Annotated in this window: 19 protein-coding genes and 1 riboswitch; of the genes, 7 read left to right on the top strand and 12 right to left on the bottom strand. The window is 62.6% G+C overall.

Features of this window, described 5'->3' with window-relative positions:
- Positions 1-53 precede the first annotated feature (53 nt).
- Positions 54-1460 (bottom strand): adenosylmethionine--8-amino-7-oxononanoate transaminase, encoded by a 1407-nt coding sequence (locus RR51_RS02085; RefSeq protein WP_039612485.1) that lies wholly within the window; start codon positions 1458-1460, stop codon positions 54-56.
- 265 nt (positions 1461-1725) lie between these two features.
- Here RR51_RS02085 and RR51_RS02080 point away from each other — a divergent pair, with 265 nt between their 5' ends.
- The 3 genes from RR51_RS02080 (at position 1726) to RR51_RS02070 (ending at position 4970) form a co-directional block, all read left to right on the top strand.
- A complete protein-coding gene (locus RR51_RS02080; RefSeq protein WP_039612484.1) occupies positions 1726-3591 on the top strand; it encodes a flavin monoamine oxidase family protein in 1866 nt (621 codons plus the stop codon).
- Positions 3592-3805: 214 nt separating this feature from the next.
- Entirely contained in the window at positions 3806-4357 is a 552-nt protein-coding gene (locus tag RR51_RS02075; protein WP_039612483.1) for a cytochrome b, read from the top strand.
- 34 nt (positions 4358-4391) lie between these two features.
- Positions 4392-4970 (top strand): YceI family protein, encoded by a 579-nt coding sequence (locus RR51_RS02070; RefSeq protein ID WP_013974517.1) that lies wholly within the window; start codon positions 4392-4394, stop codon positions 4968-4970.
- 139 nt (positions 4971-5109) lie between these two features.
- Here RR51_RS02070 and RR51_RS02065 read toward each other — a convergent pair whose 3' ends face one another.
- The 5 genes from RR51_RS02065 to ahcY form a co-directional block, all read right to left on the bottom strand.
- Complete coding sequence (locus RR51_RS02065) at positions 5110-6993, bottom strand: DEAD/DEAH box helicase (protein WP_039612482.1); 1884 nt, start codon at positions 6991-6993, stop codon at positions 5110-5112.
- Between the two features lie 219 nt (positions 6994-7212).
- Entirely contained in the window at positions 7213-8001 is a 789-nt protein-coding gene (locus RR51_RS02060; protein ID WP_039612481.1) for a substrate-binding periplasmic protein, read from the bottom strand.
- 162 nt (positions 8002-8163) lie between these two features.
- On the bottom strand, positions 8164-9234 hold the full coding sequence (locus RR51_RS02055; protein WP_039612480.1) for a hypothetical protein: 1071 nt from the start codon (positions 9232-9234) through the stop codon (positions 8164-8166).
- A 92-nt stretch (positions 9235-9326) separates the two neighbouring features.
- Positions 9327-10172 (bottom strand): methylenetetrahydrofolate reductase [NAD(P)H], encoded by an 846-nt coding sequence (gene metF, locus RR51_RS02050; RefSeq protein ID WP_039612479.1) that lies wholly within the window; start codon positions 10170-10172, stop codon positions 9327-9329.
- Between the two features lie 166 nt (positions 10173-10338).
- Positions 10339-11748 (bottom strand): adenosylhomocysteinase, encoded by a 1410-nt coding sequence (gene ahcY, locus RR51_RS02045; protein WP_015272069.1) that lies wholly within the window; start codon positions 11746-11748, stop codon positions 10339-10341.
- A 20-nt stretch (positions 11749-11768) separates the two neighbouring features.
- Positions 11769-11865, bottom strand: a riboswitch (S-adenosyl-L-homocysteine riboswitch).
- 178 nt (positions 11866-12043) lie between these two features.
- Between ahcY and RR51_RS02040 the strand changes: the two genes are divergently transcribed.
- The gene (locus tag RR51_RS02040; protein WP_003257757.1) at positions 12044-12445 is read left to right on the top strand and encodes an acyl-CoA thioesterase; all 402 of its coding nucleotides are present in this window, start codon (positions 12044-12046) and stop codon (positions 12443-12445) included.
- A gap of 122 nt (positions 12446-12567) precedes the next feature.
- On the opposite strand, the gene RR51_RS02035 is transcribed toward RR51_RS02040, so the two are convergent.
- Both RR51_RS02035 and RR51_RS02030 read right to left on the bottom strand, forming a co-directional pair.
- Positions 12568-13803 carry a cation:proton antiporter gene (locus tag RR51_RS02035; RefSeq protein ID WP_003257756.1) on the bottom strand — a complete coding sequence of 412 codons (1236 nt, stop codon included), beginning with the start codon at positions 13801-13803 and terminating at the stop codon, positions 12568-12570.
- 142 nt (positions 13804-13945) lie between these two features.
- Complete coding sequence (locus RR51_RS02030) at positions 13946-14761, bottom strand: DUF3800 domain-containing protein (protein WP_015272067.1); 816 nt, start codon at positions 14759-14761, stop codon at positions 13946-13948.
- Positions 14762-15115: 354 nt separating this feature from the next.
- Between RR51_RS02030 and RR51_RS02025 the strand changes: the two genes are divergently transcribed.
- Both RR51_RS02025 and RR51_RS02020 read left to right on the top strand, forming a co-directional pair.
- Positions 15116-15949 carry an EamA family transporter gene (locus tag RR51_RS02025; RefSeq protein ID WP_015272066.1) on the top strand — a complete coding sequence of 278 codons (834 nt, stop codon included), beginning with the start codon at positions 15116-15118 and terminating at the stop codon, positions 15947-15949.
- A 28-nt stretch (positions 15950-15977) separates the two neighbouring features.
- Positions 15978-16364 (top strand): MAPEG family protein, encoded by a 387-nt coding sequence (locus RR51_RS02020; protein ID WP_024087834.1) that lies wholly within the window; start codon positions 15978-15980, stop codon positions 16362-16364.
- A gap of 49 nt (positions 16365-16413) precedes the next feature.
- Here RR51_RS02020 and mltA read toward each other — a convergent pair whose 3' ends face one another.
- Positions 16414-17565, bottom strand: coding sequence for a murein transglycosylase A (mltA, locus tag RR51_RS02015; protein ID WP_039612478.1), 1152 nt, complete (start codon positions 17563-17565; stop codon positions 16414-16416).
- 119 nt (positions 17566-17684) lie between these two features.
- Between mltA and RR51_RS02010 the strand changes: the two genes are divergently transcribed.
- Positions 17685-18131, top strand: coding sequence for a c-type cytochrome (locus RR51_RS02010; protein ID WP_039612477.1), 447 nt, complete (start codon positions 17685-17687; stop codon positions 18129-18131).
- Positions 18132-18288: 157 nt separating this feature from the next.
- Here RR51_RS02010 and RR51_RS02005 read toward each other — a convergent pair whose 3' ends face one another.
- The 3 genes from RR51_RS02005 to metK all read right to left on the bottom strand — a co-directional run bounded on the left by RR51_RS02005 (position 18289) and on the right by metK (position 21850).
- Positions 18289-18681, bottom strand: coding sequence for a DUF1090 domain-containing protein (locus RR51_RS02005; protein ID WP_039612476.1), 393 nt, complete (start codon positions 18679-18681; stop codon positions 18289-18291).
- A 132-nt stretch (positions 18682-18813) separates the two neighbouring features.
- Positions 18814-20514 carry an NAD-dependent DNA ligase LigB gene (gene ligB, locus RR51_RS02000; RefSeq protein WP_039612475.1) on the bottom strand — a complete coding sequence of 567 codons (1701 nt, stop codon included), beginning with the start codon at positions 20512-20514 and terminating at the stop codon, positions 18814-18816.
- A 145-nt stretch (positions 20515-20659) separates the two neighbouring features.
- Positions 20660-21850, bottom strand: coding sequence for a methionine adenosyltransferase (gene metK / locus RR51_RS01995; protein WP_015272060.1), 1191 nt, complete (start codon positions 21848-21850; stop codon positions 20660-20662).
- Positions 21851-21858 lie beyond the last annotated feature (8 nt).

The raw sequence follows: 21858 nt of genomic DNA, 5'->3' as shown, positions 1-21858 counted from the left end.
ATTGCATTCGCGGGTGAACCCGCTCCCACAGAGTACGCGGCGGGCTTCCGGGCTTAGCCCGGGTCGCGGAAGTCGGGGTGGAAGTTGGCCGGTACGGCCACGCTGACGCTATCGCGGGTGGCAATGTCGATGCCTTCGCTGGCCACTTCTGCCAGGAAGTCGATCTGATCTGGCGTAATCACATACGGCGGCAGGAAGTACACCACGCTGCCCAGCGGGCGCAGCAGGGCGCCACGCGTCAGGGCATGCTCGAACACTTTCAGGCCACGACGCTCTTGCCACGGGTAGGCGACCTTGCCGGCCTTGTCCTGGACCATTTCGATGGCCAGGGCCATGCCGGTCTGGCGAATCTCGGCCACATGCGTGTGGTCGGCCAGGTGCGCGGTGGCGCTGGCCATGCGTGTTGCCAGAGCCTTGTTGGCCTCGATCACGTTGTCCTGCTCGAAGATGTCCAGGGTCGCCAGCGCCGCGGCGCAGGCCAGCGGGTTGCCGGTGTAGCTGTGCGAGTGGAGGAACGCGCGCAGGGTCGGGTAGTCGTCGTAAAACGCCTGGTACACCTTGTCGGTGGTCAGGCAGGCGGCCAGCGGCAGGTAACCGCCAGTCAGGGCCTTGGACAGGCACAGGAAGTCCGGGCGGATGCCGGCCTGTTCACAGGCGAACATGGTGCCGGTGCGGCCGAAGCCCACGGCGATCTCGTCGTGGATCAGGTGCACGTCGTAGCGGTCGCAGGCCTCGCGCAGCAGCTTGAGGTACACCGGGTGGTACATGCGCATGCCGCCGGCACCCTGGATCAGCGGTTCGATGATCACCGCGCTGATCGAGGCGTGGTGCTCGGCCAGGGTCTGTTCCATGGCCTGGAACATGGTGCGCGAGTGCTCTTCCCAGCTCGTGCCTTCGGGGCGCAGGTAGCAGTCGGGGCTGGGCACCTTGAGGGTGTCGAGCAGCAGCGCCTTGTAGGTTTCGGTGAACAGCGGCACATCGCCGACCGACATGGCGGCGATGGTTTCGCCGTGGTAGCTGTTGGTCAGGGTGACGAAGCGCTTCTTGCCCGGCTTGCCGACGTTCTGCCAGTAGTGGAAGCTCATCTTCAGCGCCACTTCGATACACGACGAACCGTTGTCGGCATAGAACACCCGGTCGAGGCCGGCCGGGGTCATGGCTACAAGACGCTCGGACAGCTCGATCACCGGCTGGTGGCTGAAACCGGCCAGGATCACGTGCTCCAGCTGGTCGACCTGGTCCTTGATGCGCTGGTTGATACGCGGGTTGGCGTGGCCAAACACGTTGACCCACCAGCTGCTCACCGCATCCAGGTAGCGCTTGCCTTCGAAGTCTTCCAGCCACACGCCCTCGCCGCGCCTGATCGGGATCAGCGGCAGCTGCTCGTGGTCTTTCATCTGGGTGCAGGGGTGCCACAGGACCTTGAGGTCGCGTTGCATCCACTGATCATTGAGGCCCATGGGCACTTCTCCTGGCTTTGCGGCTTGGTTCGACCGCGTAAGCCTAAGCAATGCCGCAGGGCAGGACAACCGCCGCTGTTCATCGGGTTGCCAGCTACGCTTGCTACCGCGTGGAAACGCTGTAGGCAAAAATGTCAGTGGCGAAAAGGACTTGATGTCACTGCGCTGGCAGGGTCGGTAGACCTGACGTATTCTTAACGCATCTCTCCCGGGGCATTTCTGCCTCTCCACGTTTCTGTAACCCCCTGACTCGGAGTTCGCCGACATGGCTGCTGCTTGGGTGCGCCTGTGCGCGTTGGTATTGATTGGTGTGTCCAGCGGCGCCGCGCTGGCAAAGGACAAGACACCTTCGGCGATCGTCGTGGGTGGCGGCCTGGCGGGCCTGACGGCCGCCTACGAGCTGCAGAACAAAGGCTGGCAGGTAACGCTGCTGGAAGCCAAGCCGGGCATGGGCGGGCGCTCTGGCCTGGCTACCAGTGAGTGGATCGGCAACGCCAAGGCGCAGCCGGTGCTCAATCAGTACCTCGACCGTTTCAAACTTGAAACACTGCCGGCACCGGAGTTCGTGCGTACCCCCGGTTACCTGATTGACGGCGAGTATTTCAGTGCCACCGACCTGGCTACCAAGCAGCCGGCCACCGCCGAGGCGCTCAAGCGTTACGAGAAAACCCTCGATGATTTGGCCCGTTCGATCGAAGACCCGCTGAACCCGCAAGCCAACAGCACGCTGTTCGCCCTCGACCAGATCAACGTCTCCACCTGGCTGGACAAGCTGCAGCTGCCGACCACCGCCCGCCAGCTGGTCAACCAGCAGATCCGTACCCGCTACGATGAGCCATCGCGCCTGTCGCTGTTGTATTTTGCCCAGCAGAACCGCGTGTATCGCGGCGTCAGCGACCGTGACCTGCGTGCCGCGCGCCTGCCCGGTGGCAGCCCGGTACTGGCCCAAGCGTTCGTCAAGCAACTGAAGACCATCAAGACCAGTTCACCCGTGACCTCCATCGTCCAGGACAAGGACGGTGTCACGGTCAAGGTCGGCAGCGTCGGCTACCAGGCGGATTACCTGGTCATGGCCGTGCCCCTGCGCGCCCTGGCCAAGATCCAGATGACTCCGGGCCTGGACAGCCAGCACCTGGCGGCGTTGAAGGGTACCAACTATGGCTGGCGCGACCAGCTGATGCTCAAGTTCAAAAAGCCGGTGTGGGAAAGCCGGGCGCGCATGTCGGGCGAAATCTTCAGTAACGCAGGTTTGGGCATGCTGTGGATCGAACCCGCGCTCAAGGGTGGCGCCAACGTGGTGATCAACCTGTCGGGCGACAACGCCCGCCTGCTGCAGGCGTTCGGCGACAAGCAGATGGTCGATCAGGTGCTGATCCGCCTGCATGCGTTCTACCCACAGGCCCGTGGCTCGTTCACCGGTTACGAGGTCAAGCGCTACAGCACCGACGCCGGTACCGGCGGCGCCTACCTGGCCTATGGCCCGGGTCAGATCAGCAAGTACTGGCGCCTGTGGGAGCGCCCGGTGCAGCGCATCACCTTTGCCGGTGAGCATACCGACGCCCTCTACCCAGGCACCCTGGAAGGCGCCCTGCGCAGTGGCCAGCGCGCGGCCAGCCAGGTGCAGGACCTGCTGGCCGGCAAGTCGTTCGACCCGGCCAAGGCGGCACCAGTGGCGGCGGCAGCAGCTGCAGGCGCCGTGGCGGCCAAGGAGAGCAAGGGCGGGTTCTTCTCCAACATGTTCGGTGGTTCTTCCGACAAGGGCGACAAGGCTGACAAGGCCCCGGTCAAGGCCGAGCCGAAGCCGGTCGATGAGGCCAAGCAGGATAAGCCGGGCTTCTTCAAGCGCCTGTTTGGCGGGGCGGACAAGCCTGAGGTGAAGGCCGAGCCGATTGCCAAGGCCGAGGAAGTGGCGCCGGCACCTGCGCCAACACCGCAAGCCGCGCCGGCCCCGGTTGCGCCAGCGCCTGTGGTCAAGGAAGCAGCGGCCAAGCCTGCTGCGACCAAGGCTGCATCTGGCAAGCATGCACCGGCGCACAAACCGACCCACAAGCCTGCCGAGACCAAGAAAGCGACTGCCAAGTCCGAACCGGCCAAGAAAGCTGTAGCCAATACCCAAGCCAAGGCCGGTTGATTTATTGACAGTGCCGGCCCTTTCGCGGGTAAACCCGCTCCCACAGGGCCGGCACTGGCAACCGCTGATTACCCAACTATCGTTAATGTTTCCTTAATGGGAAGCTTACAGAATACATATCGTATTTATCGATAATCCAAAGCAGTTTTTTACGCTTTTATTCGATGCGTTACGCGTTAGTCTGTGCACAGCTTTCACGGGGAAACACGTCAACATGCAACTGCGCAATTCACCTTCTCGCTACGGCGTGGTCAGCATCGTCTTGCACTGGGGCGTGGCTCTGGCAGTCTTCGGCCTGTTCGGCCTGGGCCTGTGGATGGTCGGCCTCGACTACTACAGCCCTTGGCGCAAGGCCGGCCCGGACCTGCACAAGAGCATCGGCCTGGTGCTGCTGGCGGTGATGCTGCTGCGGGTGGTCTGGCGCTTCATCAGCCCGCCACCACCGGCACCGGCCAACCACGGCGCACTTACCCGCCTGGCAGCCAAGTTGGGCCACCTGGCCCTGTACCTGGGGCTGTTCGCGGTAATGATTGCCGGTTACCTGATTTCTACCGCCGATGGTGTTGGCATTCCGGTGTTTGGCCTGTTCGAAGTGCCTGCACTGGTCAGCGACCTGCCCGACCAGGCAGACCTGGCAGGCGTGATCCATCTCTGGCTGGCCTGGGGCTTGGTGATTTTTGCCGTGCTGCATGGCTTGGCAGCGCTCAAGCACCATTTCATCGACCGTGACGCGACCCTGACCCGCATGCTGGGCCGCAAAGCTTGACTCTCAACCTCAATTGCAAAGGAAGGAAGTAAGGATGTTGAAAAAGACTTTTGCCGCTCTGGCGCTCGGTACCGCTCTGCTCTCCGCCGGCCAGGCCATGGCTGCCGAGTACAAGATCGACAAGGAAGGCCAGCACGCGTTCGTTGACTGGAAGATCAGCCACCTGGGCTACAGCTTCATTCACGGTACCTTCAAGGACTTCGACGGCAACTTCACCTGGGACAGTGCAAAGCCTGAAGCCAGCAAGATCAACGTCGACCTGAAAACCGCCAGCCTGTGGTCGAACCACGCCGAGCGTGACAAGCACATTGCCAGCGCCGACTTCCTCGACGTGAAGAAGTACCCCGAAGCCAAGTTCGTCTCCACCAGCGTCAAGCCGACTGGCGACAAGACTGCTGACGTGACTGGCGACCTGACCATGCACGGTGTGACCAAGCCGGTCACCTTCAAGGCCACTTTCAACGGTGAAGGCAAGGACCCATGGGGCGGCGAGCGCGCTGGTTTCAACGCTACCACCACGCTGAACCTGAACGACTTCGGCATCAAGGGCCCGGGCGCTACCTCGCAGACCCTGGACCTGGATATCAGTGTTGAAGGTGTGAAGCAGAAGTGATTCTTACCTGCTGAAAACTGAGGGGGCCGCTTTGCGGCCCTATCGCGACACAAGGCCGCTCCTACAGGGATTTACGTAACCCTGTAGGAGCGGCCTTGTGTCGCGATAGGGCTGCGAAGCAGCCCCCTCGGTGCTTCTGTCAGCCCTTGCGGGTCAGCAGCGCCGGGCGCTCACCGCGCGGGCGGCTCGGCAGGTCATCCAGCTGCTCAGGCGTCGGGTAACGGTCGAGCTTGGATTCCTTGCGGATGATCACTGGCTGTTTTTCCGGCTGGCGCGGGTTGCGCACGGCCGGCTCTTGCCGGGCAGCATCGTCACGGGCCGGGCGGCCACGGCCACCCCCATCACGACGGGCACCGCCACCGTTGTTAGCGCGGGCTGGACGTTTCTCGCCGCCACCGCCGTTGCGCTGCTGGCCGCTGTTGCGACCTTGGCCACCGGTGTTGCTGCGGCCATTACCCTGGCCCTGACCTTGGCCGGCATTGGCACCCGGGCGGCGATTGCGGCCCTGGTTCTTGCCCTGGTACGGGCTGACATAGTCGGCACGGTTGCCGAAGTTGTCGATATCGTCGTCCAGGAACTCTTCCGGATCACGGTCGACAGGCACTTTCGGCGCACTGCTGTTGCTGGCCTGCTGTTGCTGCTGGCGTGGCTTCTTGTCACGCGGCTTGCGTTGCTGCTGTTGCTTGTCGCCGCTCTTTTCCTTGTCGGCCGGCTTGTCCGCAGCCTGTTGCTTGGCCTTGCCTTTATCCTTGCCCTTGTCCTTGCGGCCGCCGTTGGCGTCTTTGCCGCCGTCGCCGCGGGCCTGCTGGTTACGGCCACCACGGCCATTGTTCTGCTGGCGTTCGCGTACTTCGGGCTTTTCTGCTTCAACCTGGCTGGCGTCGAAACCCATCAGGTCGCCGTCAGGAATCTTCTGCTTGGTTACCCGCTCGATGCTCTTGAGCAGTTTCTCTTCATCCGGCGCGACCATGGAAATGGCCTCGCCCGAACGCCCGGCACGGCCGGTACGGCCGATACGGTGGACGTAGTCTTCCTCTACGTTCGGCAGCTCGAAGTTGACCACGTGCGGCAACTGGTCGATGTCCAGGCCACGGGCGGCGATGTCGGTGGCGACCAGTACGCGCACGCTGTTGGCCTTGAAGTCGGCCAGGGCCTTGGTGCGGGCGTTCTGGCTCTTGTTCCCATGAATTGCGGCGGCGGTCAGGCCGTGCTTTTCCAGGTACTCGGCCAGGCGGTTGGCGCCGTGCTTGGTGCGGGTGAACACCAGTACCTGTTCCCAGGCACCCTGGGTGATCAGGTGCGCCAGCAGCGCGCGCTTGTGGCTGGCGGGCAGGCGGTAGACGCGCTGCTCGATACGCTCGACGGTAGTGTTCGGCGGGGTGACCTCGATACGCTCCGGGTTGTGCAGGAGCTTGTCGGCGAGGTCGGTGATGTCCTTGGAGAACGTGGCCGAGAACAACAGGTTCTGGCGCTTGGCCGGCAGGCGAGCGAGGACCTTCTTGACGTCATGGATGAAGCCCATGTCGAGCATGCGGTCGGCTTCGTCCAGCACCAGGATTTCCACGTGGGCCAGGTCAACCTTGCCTTGGCCGGCCAGGTCGAGCAGGCGGCCAGGGCAGGCGACCAGCACGTCCACACCCTTGGCAATGGCCTGGATCTGCGGGTTCATGCCGACGCCGCCGAAAATGCAGGCGCTGACCAGTGGCAGGTCACGGGCATAGACCTTGAAGCTGTCATGCACCTGGGCTGCCAGTTCGCGGGTCGGGGTCAGGACCAGCACGCGAGGTTGGCGCGGGCCATGGCGCTGCGACTTGTCGGGGTGGCCGGCCGGGAACAGGCGCTCGAGGATCGGCAGGGCGAAACCGCCGGTTTTACCAGTACCTGTCTGTGCGGCGACCATCAGGTCGCGGCCTTGCAACACGGCGGGAATCGCCCGCTGTTGCACGGGGGTCGGCTGGGTATAGCCCGCAGCCTCGATAGCGCGGACAAGAGCCTCGGAGAGACCGAGGGAAGCAAAGGACATGGGCAATCCTGTTCTCGTGTGGGCTGGGCCCGTTTGGGATGTTCTGCCTGGCGCGACGGGCATCGGTGGGATGCGATCGCGTCCGGTCCAGCTGGGCTTTCACTGCACATCCGGGTAGCAGAGGGTGGACGCGAAAGTGCGTCGATGCCGATCGGGATGCCTGTTGCGAGGCCGAGCGTCCGGGCGTGAGCCGGGCGGGAAGGCCCGAGTATAACAGAGCTATCGCGCTGTGCTGCTTTCCTGCTGCTCAACGGCGTTGAGAATGTTTCCGATGTCGCCTGTGTAGCGGTTGTTGATTGCTGCATAGGCCGGTTCCAGCTTGAAGCGCCGTAGTTCCACGGCGAAGGCCTGGGCCAGTGCTTCCCGCCCCGGCTTGCGCGCCAGCCCCAGGTACTGGGCCTGGCGGCTGATCACCAGGGGCAGCTCCTCGACCTGCTGTTGGAGGCCCAGATGCCGCAGCTGGTAATGGCCGACCTTGCGGTCGGTGATTGCCAGGTCGATGCGGCCCAGCATCAGCTTGCCGAAGTTGGCTTCATGGGTAGGTGCAGCTTCGCGCCGGAAATGTACAGCCTCGTTGAAAGCGGCACCGTAGGCGTAGCCGGGTGAGGTGCCGACGGTGAGGCCGGCAAGGTCATCGAGAGTCTTGACGGCATGGCGTCGAGTGCGGGCCTGGAACAGGACGAACTCTACTTCCGACATGGGCTCGGGGGCGTACACCAGGTAGTGCTGGCGCGACTCGTTCTGGAAGATATCCATGATGCCGTCGGCCAAGCCCTGCTCGATCATTGCCAGGCAGCGCTTCCACGGCAGGAACTCCCACTCCACCTCGACGCCAAGGCGTTCGAACACCCGTGTGGTGACTTCGTAGTCGATGCCGCGCGGTTGGCCGTCGTGCTGGTACGCATAAGGTGCCCAGTCGTCGGTCACCAGGCGCAGGCGCTCGCCCAGGGCCAGCGGGCTCAGGCAGGCGAGCAACAGGATCCAGAACAGTCGGGCGATGTGTGGCATGCCCGGAGATTACGCGCTCGGCCTGTTCAAGGCCAGTGAGGATGATGTTCTCCTGTGCCGGCCTCTTCGCGGGTAAACCCGCTCCCACAGGATCTCTGCTGGCTTGCAGGCTCGCGATGTACTTGTGCGGTTTTACCCGCGAAGAAGCCGGCACAGGTTCACTCAAGTGTGGGATGACCTCAGCAGGTGCGCCTCGATATCCTTGCGCCGCTCGCCCAGCGACAGGCGCAACCCCGGGTGGCGCAGGCACTGGCGCAGTTGCTCGGGCTCCACGTGGCCATGGCGGGCGTTGAGGTTTTCCAGGGCCTTGTCCCACCAGGCCGGCGCGCAGGCGCGGTCGAACTCATTGGGGTAGGGGTAGCAGCCATAAAGCAGCTCGCGGGCGAACTGGCGCTCGTGGCTGGGCAGGGTCATGCTCAGTGCCTTGTAACCCAGGCGTTGCAGGGCCGGCGGCCGTGGCAGCTGGTCATTGACCAGGGATACGTCGGCCAGCGCCGCCTGGCTCAGCGGGTCGTGGCCGTGCTTGCGCAGCCAGGCCTGAATCTTGGCGCGGAACTGCGCCTTGCGGCTCCAGTAGTGGTGGATGACATCTGTGCATTCGGCCAATTCCAGCGTGCGGTAGGCCGCCACCGCCAGGCAGAACTCCTCGAGGGTATAGGCCTCGCGAGCCAGGGGGTGGAACTCGTCCATCATGGCGATGGAGCGGTCCAGGGTTCCGGCGTCTTCGACGGTGAGGCCGATCACCCCCGAATTGACCAGTGGCATCTGGCAATCAGCCAGGCCTCTGGACTCGAGGATGGCCAGCAGGTTCTTGTACAGCAGGCACTTCTGGTTGCTGCCGTAGCGCGCACCGATGGCATTGCACAGCAGGCGGCCAGGGGCTACCCGAGCGAACAGCTCCAGCGGCGACTTGCGGAAGAAGGTGTCGGTGTCGATCAGCACTGCCAGCGGGTGTTGCTGCAGCACCTGGCGCAACAGCACATGCTTGCTGCGAAAGTGATAACCGTGAGGCGCGTTCCATGCCTGGCGTGTGGCTTCGTCCAACAGGTGCACGGTGACCGGCAGACCGGCATAGGGCTGCGGGTTGTCGGTGTAAACCTGAATGTCCATGGCTTCGCCCGTGCCCAGATGGGCGAGGGCGCTGATGATGCTGAAGCAGGCTTCCTGATGGTAGGTTGCCGGGCCAAAAGCCAGGTAGACGAGCTGGGGACGCAATGGCTGAGGGGGCTGCATGGCAGGCAAGACCTGTTTAACCGGAAAATGAATAAGGCTTTAGTCTATGACCAAAGCCTTAATCAAATCTTAAACAGATTTTGCAAAAAATTTCAGCGCGGCAGCTGCAGATTGTTCCAGATCGCCAGGCTCGGCTCGGCCTGGTTCAAGGTGTAAAAGTGCAGGCCCGGTGCGCCGCCTTGCAGCAGCTGTTCGCACATGCGGGTGATCACTTCCTCGCCGAATGCCTGGATGCTGGCGGTGTCGTCGGCATAGGCTTCCAGCTGTTTGCGGATCCAGCGAGGAATCTCGGCGCCACAGGCATCGGAGAAGCGCGCCAGCTTGCTGTAGTTGGTGATCGGCATGATGCCGGGTACCACCGGGATGTCCACGCCCAGCTTCTGCGCGCGCTCGACGAAGTAGAAGTAGCTGTCGGCGTTGAAGAAGTACTGGGTGATGGCGCTGTCGGCACCGGCCTTGACCTTGTGCACGAAGTTGGCCAGGTCAGCCTCGAAGTTGCGGGCCTGGGGGTGCATCTCCGGGTAGGCGGCCACTTCCAGGTGGAAGTGATCGGCAGTTTCCTGGCGAATGAATTCGACCAGGTCGCTGGCGTAGCGCAGTTCGCCACTGGCCATGCCCATACCCGATGGCAGGTCGCCACGCAGGGCGACGATGCGCTTGATGCCTGCAGCCTTGTATTCGGCCAGCAGGGCACGCAGTTCGGCTTTGGTGTCGCCTACGCACGACAGGTGCGGCGCGGCAGGTATCTTCACTTCGCTTTCCAGCTGCAGCACGGTGTTCAGCGTGCGGTCGCGGGTCGAGCCACCGGCACCGTAGGTGCAGGAGAAGAAGTCCGGGTTGTAGGCGGCCAGCTGGCGGGCGACGCCCATCAGCTTTTCGTGACCGGCATCGGTCTTGGTCGGGAAGAACTCGAAACTGTAACGGCGTTCCTGGGACATCGGGCGTTCCTCTGGCAGCAAGCTTCAAGCGGCAGGCTGCAAGTAAAAGCCAGATCGGTTATGGCCGGCCTGGCTTGGGCATCGTTCAAGATCCGTGATGCTTGAGCTGCAAGCGGCAACGGCATGGTCTGCCTTTGATTGCCGCTTGAAGCTTCAAGCTGGCCGCTTAGTAGCGGTATGCGTGTGGCTTGAACGGGCCTTCGACGGTCACACCGATGTAGTCGGCCTGCTGCTTGGTCAGCTGGGTGACCACGCCACCGAAGCCGCGCACCATTTCCAGTGCCACTTCTTCGTCGAGCTTCTTCGGCAGTACTTCGACGGTCAGGCGCTCGGCTTTCTTCTCGGCCGGCAGGTCGGCGAACTTCTGCTCGAACAGGAAGATCTGCGCCAGTACCTGGTTGGCGAACGAACCGTCCATGATGCGGCTTGGGTGGCCAGTGGCGTTACCCAGGTTGACCAGGCGGCCTTCGGCCAGCAGGATCAGGTAGTCGTCGTTCTGCGGGTCGAAGCTGCCAGCGCCGGTGCGGTGGATCTTGTGCACCTGCGGCTTGACCTCTTCCCAGGCCCAGTTCTTGCGCATGAAGGCGGTGTCGATCTCGTTGTCGAAGTGGCCGATGTTGCACACCACGGCACGCTTCTTCAGCGCCTTGAGCATGTTGGCGTCGCAGACGTTGACGTTACCGGTGGTGGTCACGATCAGGTCGATCTTGCCCAGCAGGGCCTTGTCGATGCTGGCTTCGGTACCGTTGTTGATACCGTCGATGAACGGCGAAACCACTTCGAAACCGTCCATGCAGGCCTGCATGGCGCAGATCGGGTCGACTTCGGTGACCTTGACGATCATGCCTTCCTGGCGCAGGGACTGGGCCGAGCCCTTGCCCACGTCACCGTAGCCGATCACCAGGGCCTGCTTGCCCGACAGCAGGTGGTCGGTACCACGCTTGATGGCGTCGTTCAGGCTGTGACGGCAGCCGTATTTGTTGTCGTTCTTGCTCTTGGTAACCGAGTCGTTGACGTTGATCGCCGGGACTTTCAGCTCGCCCTTGGCCAGCATGTCCAGCAGGCGGTGCACGCCGGTGGTGGTCTCTTCGGTCACACCGTGCACGCGCTCCAGCACTTGCGGGTATTTCTTGTGCAGCAGCTCGGTCAGGTCGCCACCGTCGTCAAGGACCATGTTGGCGTCCCATGGCTGGCCATCCTTGAGGATGGTCTGCTCCAGGCACCACTCGTACTCTTGCTCGGTTTCACCTTTCCAGGCGAACACAGGGATACCGGCGGCGGCGATGGACGCGGCGGCCTGGTCCTGGGTGGAGAAGATGTTGCAGGACGACCAGCGCACTTCGGCGCCCAGGGCAACCAGGGTTTCGATCAGCACGGCGGTCTGGATGGTCATGTGGATGCAGCCCAGGATCTTCGCACCCTTGAGCGGTTGCTCGGCCAGGTACTTGCGACGCAGGCCCATCAGTGCAGGCATTTCCGATTCGGCGATGATGGTTTCGCGACGACCCCAGGCGGCCAGGGAGATGTCGGCGACTTTGTAATCGGTAAAACCAGCAGGCATGTTTGCAGCGCTCATGAGAGCCTCCATTCGTAGTGTGCGAATGGGCGCCGTTGTGCGTTAAGCGCCCGCGAGAGCGAGCAACGCCCCATCCGAGCCTGACAGGCCTAGCCTGCTGCAGCGCCCCTCGGACGGGTGGCGGGCATGGCGCCGCTGAGGGCGGCCATGTGAAGCGGCGGAGATTATAGCCGCGCCCGCCGGCTTGCCCAAGGTTTTCTGTCGATTAATCGCGACGATAGTCGATGTTCAATGGAGCGACAGCGGCCGCTCTGCCATCATTGCTACACGTTAGCCAGGCAGGTCAGGAGTACAGATGAACTTTCATACCCGCAAGTGGGTTAAACCCGAAGACCTCAACCCAAACGGCACTTTGTTCGGTGGCAGCCTGTTGCGCTGGATCGACGAAGAGGCGGCGATCTACGCCATCGTCCAGTTGGGCAACCAGCGTGTGGTGACCAAGTACATATCGGAAATCAACTTCGTCAGTGCCTCGCGTCAGGGCGACATCATCGAGCTGGGCATCACTGCCACCGAGTTCGGCCGCACCTCGATCACCCTCAAGTGCGAAGTGCGCAACAAGATCACCCGCAAGGCCATCCTCACGGTCGACAAGATGGTCTTCGTCAACCTTGGCGAGGATGGGTTGCCGGCGGCGCATGGACGGACCGAGATCAAGTACATTCAGGACCAGTTCCCGGACAGTGCAGTCGAATAGATCTCGGTTGTCGGTGCCGGCCTCTTCGCGGGTAAACCCGCTCCCACAGGTTTTTCACCGTCCGAAAGGTAGCGCAGATCCTGTGGGAGCGGGTTTACCCGCGAAGAGGCCGGCACAATTTCTCAAGGCTGAGCGCTGACTTTGCGCACCACCCGCCCGATGCTCAACCCCTGCACCAGGATCGACGACAGCACCACGATGTAGGTGATCGACAGCAGCAGGTCACGTTCTTCGCCCAGTGGCAGCGACAGTGCCAGGGCAACCGACACCCCACCGCGCAAGCCACCCCAGGTCAGCACCCGTACCGTGCCCTTGGGCACCGGGCGCCAGCGCCGCAGCAGCACGATCGCCGGGGCCACGGTCAGCAACCTCGACAGTAGCACCGCCAGCGCCAGCACGCCGCCGGCTACCATGTGCATCCAGTTGAAAGGCAGCAGCAACAGCTCCAGGCCGATCAACGCGAACAGCAAGGCGTTGAGCATGTCGTCGATCAGCTCCCAGAAGCCGTCCATGTAGCGACGGGTCATGTCGTTCATCGCCAGGTTGCGCCCCAGGTTGCCGATTATCAGCCCGGCCACCACCATGGCGATCGGCGCCGAAACGTGCAGTTCGTAGCACATTGCCGAGCCGCCGATGACCAGCGCCAGGGTCAGCATCACTTCCACCTGGTATTGCTCGACGCTCTTGATCATGCGGTAGGTGGCATAGCCGATCAGGCCGCCGAACAGCACCCCGCCGATGGCCTCGCGGGCGAACAGGAGCGCCGTGTCGGTCATGCTCGGCGTCTCGCCCAACTGGATGATGCCCAGCAACACGGTAAACACCACTACCGCGGTGCCGTCATTGAACAGCGACTCGCCGACGATGGTGGTTTTCAGTGGTTTGGAGGCGTTGGCGGTACGTAGCGCGCCAAGCACGGCGATCGGGTCGGTGGGCGAGATCAGCGCACCGAACAGCAGGCAGTAGATCAGCGGCACTTGCCAGCCGAACAGGGCGAACACCCAGTGCGACAGGTAGCCGATGACGACGGTGGCAATCAGTACGCCGACGGTGGCCAGCAGGCCGATGGGCCAGCGGTAGCTGCGCAGGTCGGAGAGGTTCACGTGCAAGGCGCCGGCGAACAGCAAAAACGCCAGCATCCAGTGCATCAGCAGGTCATTGAAGTCGATCTGGTTCATCAGACCTTCGACGCGAGCTTCCAGGCCAGGGAAGCCGATAAGGCTCAAGCCCTGCAGCATCAGGGAAAACAGCAGCGCCGTGACCATCACACCGATGGCTGGGGGCAGGCCGATGAAACGGTAATTTACATAGGTAAGGAGGGTGGTGAGGCAGATAAACGCGGCAACTAGTTCAAGCATCCCGAATCCTGTAACAGTGGCTTCCAAGTCGTAACCCGAATGGCTCGGGCAGTTCTTTGATGACCTGGCGCGGGGTTCGGGACACACTATTTGACTGTGCAGGTAGACCGCGTTTCTGTTGTGAGGTTTCCATCGGGTTTCATCATGCTTCGGTTCTTGCTGTCGAGCACTCATGGCTTTCTGGCTCGACGGGCTGGTGCTGCAAGCCGGAGCCCGGTAGGGCGACCTCGGCGATTCGTGTCGAGAAGTACCTGTCGAAAGGCTCCCAGTCGGGATATTCCTCGGGCGAGACAGCCATTGCCATCAAACGACCTACAAGGCCGCAGATCCAGTCTGCGCATTGCAGGGTCTGGAAGAGGTGGCTTTCGCCCTGCAGCGGCGGCTCTATCAGGCTCCGACATTTTTCTGCGGGATCCTCGAACATTGCCAGGGTGCAGGCTTCTACATTTTGCTCACGCCACTCGTTGCCAGCACGCTGCTCATCCAGCAGGAGCATGAAGGTTGAGCGGGACTGCGTGCAGTAACGATCGATCGTTCGCACCGCATGCAGCAGTTGGCGTCTGAATGTCTTGGTCGCGTCGTGCTGCCTGGCCGGGCCGGTCTTATGTTCACCCGCATAAATGACATACCCACCAATCTTTCTGATGTGGTTGAGCAGGCGAAACGTTGCCTGTCTCAACGATCGATATTGTGTGACGTTACGTGTCGTGAATAACTTTGAGCCCTTCTTTTCCCATTGATAGGGAGGGAGGCTTCTGGGGTTTTCATGGTTTATATCCCAGGCAAGTAACTGGCATTTCAGCTGATAGAAGAAGATGGCGAACTCCCGTACTTCTTCTGCAGGTAGTAGCACCCCACCCAGCCCGAACACTGGACTGGTCTTGAACTGGGTATGAGTGCGCGAGATGTATTGCCCGACATGGCCGAATTCGTCGAGGTAGGCCACATAATGCGTCATGATTTCTGGGTGTCCTTGGCCCAGAAACACGAAAGCCCGCATGCTTGCGCATCGCGGGCCTCGGAAGGTAGGCACGGGTAACCCCATGCGTTACGGCGATCCTAATCCTGCAAAGCCTGAAGCGTCAATCGCGTTTCGTAAGCGAGTGTGTTTCCGTTTGGGTGGCCGCCTTGAGGTATCACGCGTTTCCATGCGGCACAGCGAGCGCTGAGTGTATTGCGTTTTGGGGTAAGCCCCGGCTTGCAAGGCGTATTGAAACTTCCATAGAGTTTGTAGTCTTTTTCCTTAGTCGTACCTTTTACCCAATGTATAGTGCTGCAAACGAATCTGACTCGAAGGCAAGGACGATTTCGCGTGCTGGCAACTTCCCTGGTGTTGGTCGCTGCCCTGCTGCATGCGACGTGGAATACCCTGATCAAATTCAGCGGCGAGCGCCTGCTGGTGATCGCCAGCATGGATACGGTGGCGTTGGCTTTCGCGGTGCTGGCGGTGCCCTTCGCCGCGGTACCGCCGACTAACATCTGGCCCTGGCTGCTGGCTTCGGCGCTGGCCGAGCAGTTGTACCGCTTCCTGTTGATCCAGGCTTACCGCGTGGGCGACCTGGGGCTGGTCTATCCTCTGATGCGCGGGCTGTCGCCGTTGGTGGTGCTGGGGCTGACCCTGGCCTTTGCCGGCGAATCGCTGAGCCAGCAGCAGATCATCGGCATCCTGCTGATCCCCTGTGGCATGGCCTGCCTGTTGTGGCAGGGCGGTGGCGGTGACCGGCTGCCCTGGTCGATGCTGCCGGTGGTTGTCCTGATTGGCCTGTGTATTGGTTGCTACACCTGGTTCGACGGCCAGGCCGTGCGCTTGTGGGGCAAGCCTTGGGATTACCTGGTATGGCTGACCTTGCTCAGTGCCTGGCCCTTCCCGTTGCTGGCCAGCGTGGCCCGACGTGCGCCATTCATCTTGTTCTGGCGCCTTCAGTGGCGCCTGGGGCTGGCGGTGGGGCTGTGTGTACTGCTCAGTTACGCGCTGGTGCTGTGGGCCATGCACCTGGGGTCGGTGGCCGAAGCGGCGGCGTTGCGCGAGTTGAGTGTGATTCTGGTGGTGCTGCTGGGCATGCGCTACCTGAAAGAACCTTTTGGCGGGCCGAGACTCCTAGCTTGCGGGCTGGTGTTGGCCGGCATGCTGGTAATGAAGCTTTGACCCGAAGACTGAACAAGGAGTCCTGTCCATGACTGTTGCCCTGTGGTGCATCCTGATCGCGCTGCTCTTGCCGCCACTGTGCGCATTGATCGCCAAGGCCGGTAGTGGCCGCTTCCGACTGCGCGACAACCACGACCCGCGTGCGTTCCTGGATACCCTGTCCGGGCTGCCGCGGCGCGCGCATGCTGCCCAGCAGAACAGTTTCGAGGCCTTCCCGGCATTTGCCGCGGCGGTGCTGGTGGCGGATATTGTCGGCAATGCCGAGCAGGTGACCCAGGATGTGCTGGGGGTGATGTACATCACCAGCCGGCTGCTGTACATCATCTGTTACCTGGCCGACTGGGCCATGCTGCGATCGCTGGTGTGGTTTGCCGGGTTGGCGATCATTGTGGCTTTCTTCGTGGTTTCCATCTGATACCGCGTCGCCTTCTTCGCGGGCTCGCCCGCGAAGAATCCACCGCCGATCAAGGTACTTTCGGCACCTCGGGCAGCGGCTTGCCCTTAGGCCACAGCATCCAGATCTGCCCCTGCTGCTTCATGTTCCCGGCCAGTTCTCCAGCTTCCGGCCCAGTGCCCCAGAACAGGTCGGCGCGCACCTCGCCAGTAATTGCCCCGCCGGTATCCTGGGCCCCCACCGGGCGTACCACCGGCGTACCGTCCGGGCGAGTGGTGGACAACCACAGCAAGCTGCCCAGCGGAATCACCTTGCGGTCGATGGCCACGCTGTAGCCAGCGGTCAGCGGTACGTTCAACGAACCGCGTGGCCCTTCGTTGCTGTCCGGGCGGGTGCTGAAGAACACGTAGCTGGGGTTGCTGGCGAGCAGTTCCGGCACCCGTTGTGGGTTGGCCTGGGCCCAGGCATGAATGGCGCCCATGCTCACTTCTTCCTTCTTCAACTGGCCCTGTTCCACCAGCCAGCGCCCGATTGGCCGATAGGGGTGGCCGTTCTGGTCGGCGTAACCCAGGCGCAGCTGGCGCCCGTCCTCCAGTTGTACCCGGCCGGAACCCTGAATCTGCAGAAACTGCAGGTCCATCGGGTCGGTCAGCCAGGCCAGCACCGGCGCCTTGACGCCGTCACGGTTGATCACCTCGGCGGTGTCGTAGGGCTTGAGCACCCGGCCATCGAGGCGACCGCGCAGGCGCTTGCCCTTGAGTTCGGGGTACACGCTGGCCAGGTCGACCACGATCATGTCGTCGGGGATGCCGTAGACCGCCACGTGGTTGGTTGCCGATTGGCTCAGGCTGCCAGGGTAGACCGGTTCGTAGTAACCGGTGATCAGGCCGTTGGCGTTATTCTCGGCCGAACGCAGGCCGTATACCTGCAGGTTCTGTTGCAGGAAGGCACGCACCTGCAAGGCATTGTCGGGCACGCTGGCGGCTGCTTCGCAGGTGCTGGCCCAGACGGTGTCGCGCTTTAGCTTTTCACAGCCGTTGCGCCAGGCCTGGAAGCCAGCCACCAGGTCGCTGTCGTTGACGGCAGGCAGGTCCTGCCATGTGGCATTGGCGTAGGTGGCGATGGCATGGGGCTCGGGTTTGGCGCTTTCGCCACCGTTGCAGCCGGCCAGCAGGGCCAGTGCCGGGAGTGTCCAGGCCAGATGGCGCAGGGCAGATTTCATGAGTACGTTCCTGTCATGGGTGAACACGGATATTCGCCCCTGTTTTTTATGTGGCTATTGGTCTTTCGCCGCTTGGCAGCGATACTGGCCGCCCATTTGCGTAGGCCGAAGTGACCGTGATGTTGAAGCGATTGACCGTTGTTCTGCTGGCAGCACTGGCCCTGGGTGGTTGTGACCGGGTTGACCCGAACTCCCCGCTGGGCAAGCGCAAGGTGATCTTCAAGGACATGCTCAAGACCAGCGAAGACCTGGGCGGTATGTTGCGTGGGCGGTTGCCGTTCGACGGGGTGAAGTTTGCCGACGGTGCGCTGAAGCTGGACAACCTTTCGCACCAGCCCTGGCAGCACTTCCCACAGGCGCGTGATAGTGGCGACAGTAGTGCGCGTGCCGAGGTATGGGAGCGGCAGACGCGCTTTCATGACCTGGCCCGCCAGCTGGAAGGCGTTACTGGCGAACTGGTCGACGTCACCCGCGGCCAGCCGCTGGACGCTGCGCAGTTGAAGGCACCGATGGACAAGGTCGAAGCGGCTTGCAAGGCCTGTCATACGGAATTCCGCAATCATTGATGGACTGCATTGCCCTGTGTAGGAGCGGCCTTGTGTCGCGATAGGGCTGCGCAGCGGCCCCAGGATTTCAGCTGATGCACAAATCGCCGGGGCCGCTTTGCGGCCCATCGCGACACAAGGCCGCTCCTACAATGATCGCGTTTGCCCGGTCGGGGCCTCAGCGATCCAGATCCTCCACCGCTTCCTGCAGTTCCTTGCGCGACTCGGCCAGCTTGTCCTTGCGCTTGTTGATCTTCTCCGAATCGCCTTTCTTCTCGGCTTTCTTCAAATCCTTTTCCCGCTGCGCCACTTCGTGACGTGCGTCGAGCACCTTCTGCTCACGTTCCTTGCGCAGGCTGGCATCGGTGCAGTTGTCGACCCCTCGCAGTGCCTCTTCAAGCCCTGCGGCCTGTTCGTTGTTGCCGTGGTCACGGGCAATCTTCAATTGGTTCTCGATGGCGCTACGCTTGGCAGCGCAACCGGTCAGGCCGGTGTCCGGCTGGGCGGCTTGTACGGCACCAGCGGGCAGGCCCAGTGTCGCGATCAGGAAAAGGGTCGAAATACGTTTCATGAAAAGCCTCCTTGAGGGGGCGGGGCAGCAAAAGTTGGGGGAAATCCTGCCTTGGTTTTGCTCATTTAGAAACCCTTGTTGGGGTTTTCCGGATTAATCTCGGGATTTTCCTACAGGTAAATTGGTAAATAATCATTGCTCGATGCTTTGCCTGTCGATCCGGAATCCATCGATCCCTGTCGTGGCCAGTTGCGTTGCAATGGCTTGAACCTCGGTGGTTGCAAAAAATCCAGCAAGCTGTTGCCCGCGCTTTTCGCCGATACCGGGCATGGCTTGCCATTCAAGATTCGTGCGGGCAGCCAGCTCCAGCCAGTCGCCTGTTACCTGCATGCCGGTGGGTGTAGGCGCGCCGAGTCCGCGAAGCCATTGCGCAAAAGGCCGTGAGCGGGCTTGGTCGAAACTGCCCAGCAACTGCGAAGCCGTTGTGTCACTGATGCCCGCTACCTGGGCCAGGCGCTCGGCATCCAGATGCAGCCAGTCGGTCATCGTGGTCACCAGCCCTGCAGCCACCAGTCGGCGCCAGGTACCAGGGCCGGTGCGCGGCAGGGCCAGCCCCTGCTTGCCGCTGAGCCAGGTGAGACGAGCAATGAACTGCTCTTCGCAGCCTTCGCTGATCTGCCAGCAGCTGTGGGCATGATGCTGGCCGGGCGCTGGTGCGATCACCGGTTGGCGCTCGGCGGCGCGGTGCACCACTTGCTCCAGGCGTGGGATGGTCAGCCCGGCAAGGCTGACGGCCACCTGGTCACCGGGGCGGATGTCGAGCTTGAGCCAACGTGCCAGCGATCCCAGGCTCACGTGGGTGATTCGCCGGTCATCCAGGGTAACCGGCAGTATATGCAAGACTGGCGTAACCCTGCCGGTACGGCCGACGCGGAAGCGTACGTCGCGCACTTCGGCCAAGGCCTGCGTGTACGGGTGCTTCCACGCCGCGATCCAGTAGGGCGCCTTGGCCTGCCAGCGCTCGGACGGAGGCCGGACGCCTAGGCGCAACACCACGCCATCGGTGGCGAAAGGCAGGGGTGAGCGGTACCAGTACTCACGCCAGTGCGCTGCATCGTCCGCTGTTTCTATGGCGACGCTGTAATCCTGGCTGTGCGCAAAGCCCAGTTCCGCCAGCTTCGCGAGGCGTTCGGCTTGCTGTTCGGGGCCTTGCGGCCAGTCCCACACGAACAGGCCGATGCGCTCACCTTGCTCACGACCCAGCTGTTTGCGAGCCAGCAGCCCGGCTACCGTCCCTCGGGCGTTGGCGCTGCCTGCCCGGGCTTGCACATGCGCGTCCAGGCGCAGGTACAGTTCGCCCTGGAGTTGCAGGTCGATGGCCTGGGGCAGCTGCCGGTTGATTGCGTCGAGCAGGGGGATGTGGCGGCTCCAGTCGTGCCCCTGCACGCCGTCCCCCCGGCTGATCAACTGCACCAGCCGGCCCTGTCGGTAGATGAGGGAGACTGCTACGCCATCGACCTTTGGTTGCACCCAAACATCTGCCTTGCCGGCCAGCCAGCGTTCTACAGCCTGACGGTCGGCCAGCTTGTCGACGCCGGTGTGCGGCACCGGATGCGGAATTGGCCCGCCAGCGCTGGCCAGCGGGGACGTGGTAGTCGTGATGCCAAAGCATTGCTGCAGGTGCGCCAGGTGCTGGCGGCTCTGGTCGTATATTTCATCGGCCACCAATGCGATGCCCTGACGATGATAATGGTCGTCCCAGCGGGCAAGCGTGGCGCGCAGTCGGCTCACTTCAGCCTCGACTTGTTGCGGGTTCCAGGTGGGGCATGTGGCGGCACGGACAAGGGGAGCATTCAACGTCAACATCAGGGCGAACAGCAGCATGAGCGGCATGGCCAGCATCCTTGCATGGCAGGTGGGAGCCCTCAGCCTAGGCAGGTAGCGTGCGCGTCGCCATGCAGCGTTTGTCAGCCCATATGTCACAAAAAAGCCCCTGCCGATTGCTCGGCAGGGGCTTTCGCCTGGCGCTGTAGGAAACTTACAGGCCGGCAGCGTCACGCAGCGACTGGGCGCGGTCGGTACGCTCCCAGGTGAAGGTGGTGAAGGTGTCGTCGCCGACCGTCTTCTGCTGCGGGGTACGGCCGAAGTGACCGTAGGCAGCGGTTTCCTGGTACATCGGGTGCAGCAGGTCGAGCATGGTGGTGATGGCGTAAGGACGCAGGTCGAAGCACTCGCGCACCAGCTGGATGATCTTGTCGTCGGAGACCTTGCCGGTACCGAAGGTGTTGATCGAGATGGAGGTCGGCTGGGCCACGCCGATGGCGTACGACACCTGGATCTCGCAACGCTCGGCCAGGCCGGCGGCGACGATGTTCTTGGCCACGTAGCGGCCGGCGTAGGCGGCGGAACGGTCGACCTTGGATGGGTCCTTGCCGGAGAACGCGCCACCACCATGGCGGGCCATGCCGCCGTAGGAGTCGACGATGATCTTGCGCCCGGTCAGGCCGCAGTCACCCACCGGGCCACCGATGATGAAGTTGCCGGTCGGGTTGATGTGGTACTGGGTACCCTTGTGCAGCAGTTCGGCAGGCAGGGTGTGCTTGACGATCAGCTCCATCACGGCTTCCTGCAGGTCTTTCTGCGAAACCTCAGGGTTGTGCTGGGTCGACAGCACCACGGCGTCGATGCCGACCACCTTGCCATTTTCGTAACGGCAGGTGACCTGCGACTTGGCGTCCGGACGCAGCCATGGCAGCAGTTTCGATTTGCGCGCCTCGGCCTGGCGCTCGACCAGACGGTGCGAGAAGCAGATCGGTGCCGGCATCAGCACATCGGTTTCGTTGCTGGCGTAGCCGAACATCAGGCCCTGGTCACCGGCGCCCTGGTCTTCCGGGCGGGAACGGTCGACGCCCTGGGCGATGTCCACCGACTGTTTGCCGATGATGTTCATCACGGCGCAGGTGGCGCCGTCGAAACCGACGTCGGAGCTGTTGTAGCCGATGTCGATGATGACCTTGCGCACCAGCTCTTCCAGGTCGACCCAGGCGGAGGTGGTGACTTCGCCGGCGATGATGGCGACGCCGGTCTTGACCAGGGTTTCGCAGGCTACGCGGGCGTATTTGTCCTGGGCGATGATGGCATCAAGGACGGCGTCCGAAATCTGGTCGGCGATCTTGTCCGGATGCCCTTCGGACACGGACTCGGAGGTGAAAAGGGAGTATTCGCTCATCTCGAAGG

It is taken from the genome of Pseudomonas sp. C5pp (assembly GCF_000814065.1).
GTDB classification, from domain to species: Bacteria; Pseudomonadota; Gammaproteobacteria; order Pseudomonadales; family Pseudomonadaceae; genus Aquipseudomonas; species Aquipseudomonas asiatica.
Note: the sequence above shows the minus strand (reverse complement) of the source record. Positions and strands in the feature narration are given on the sequence as shown.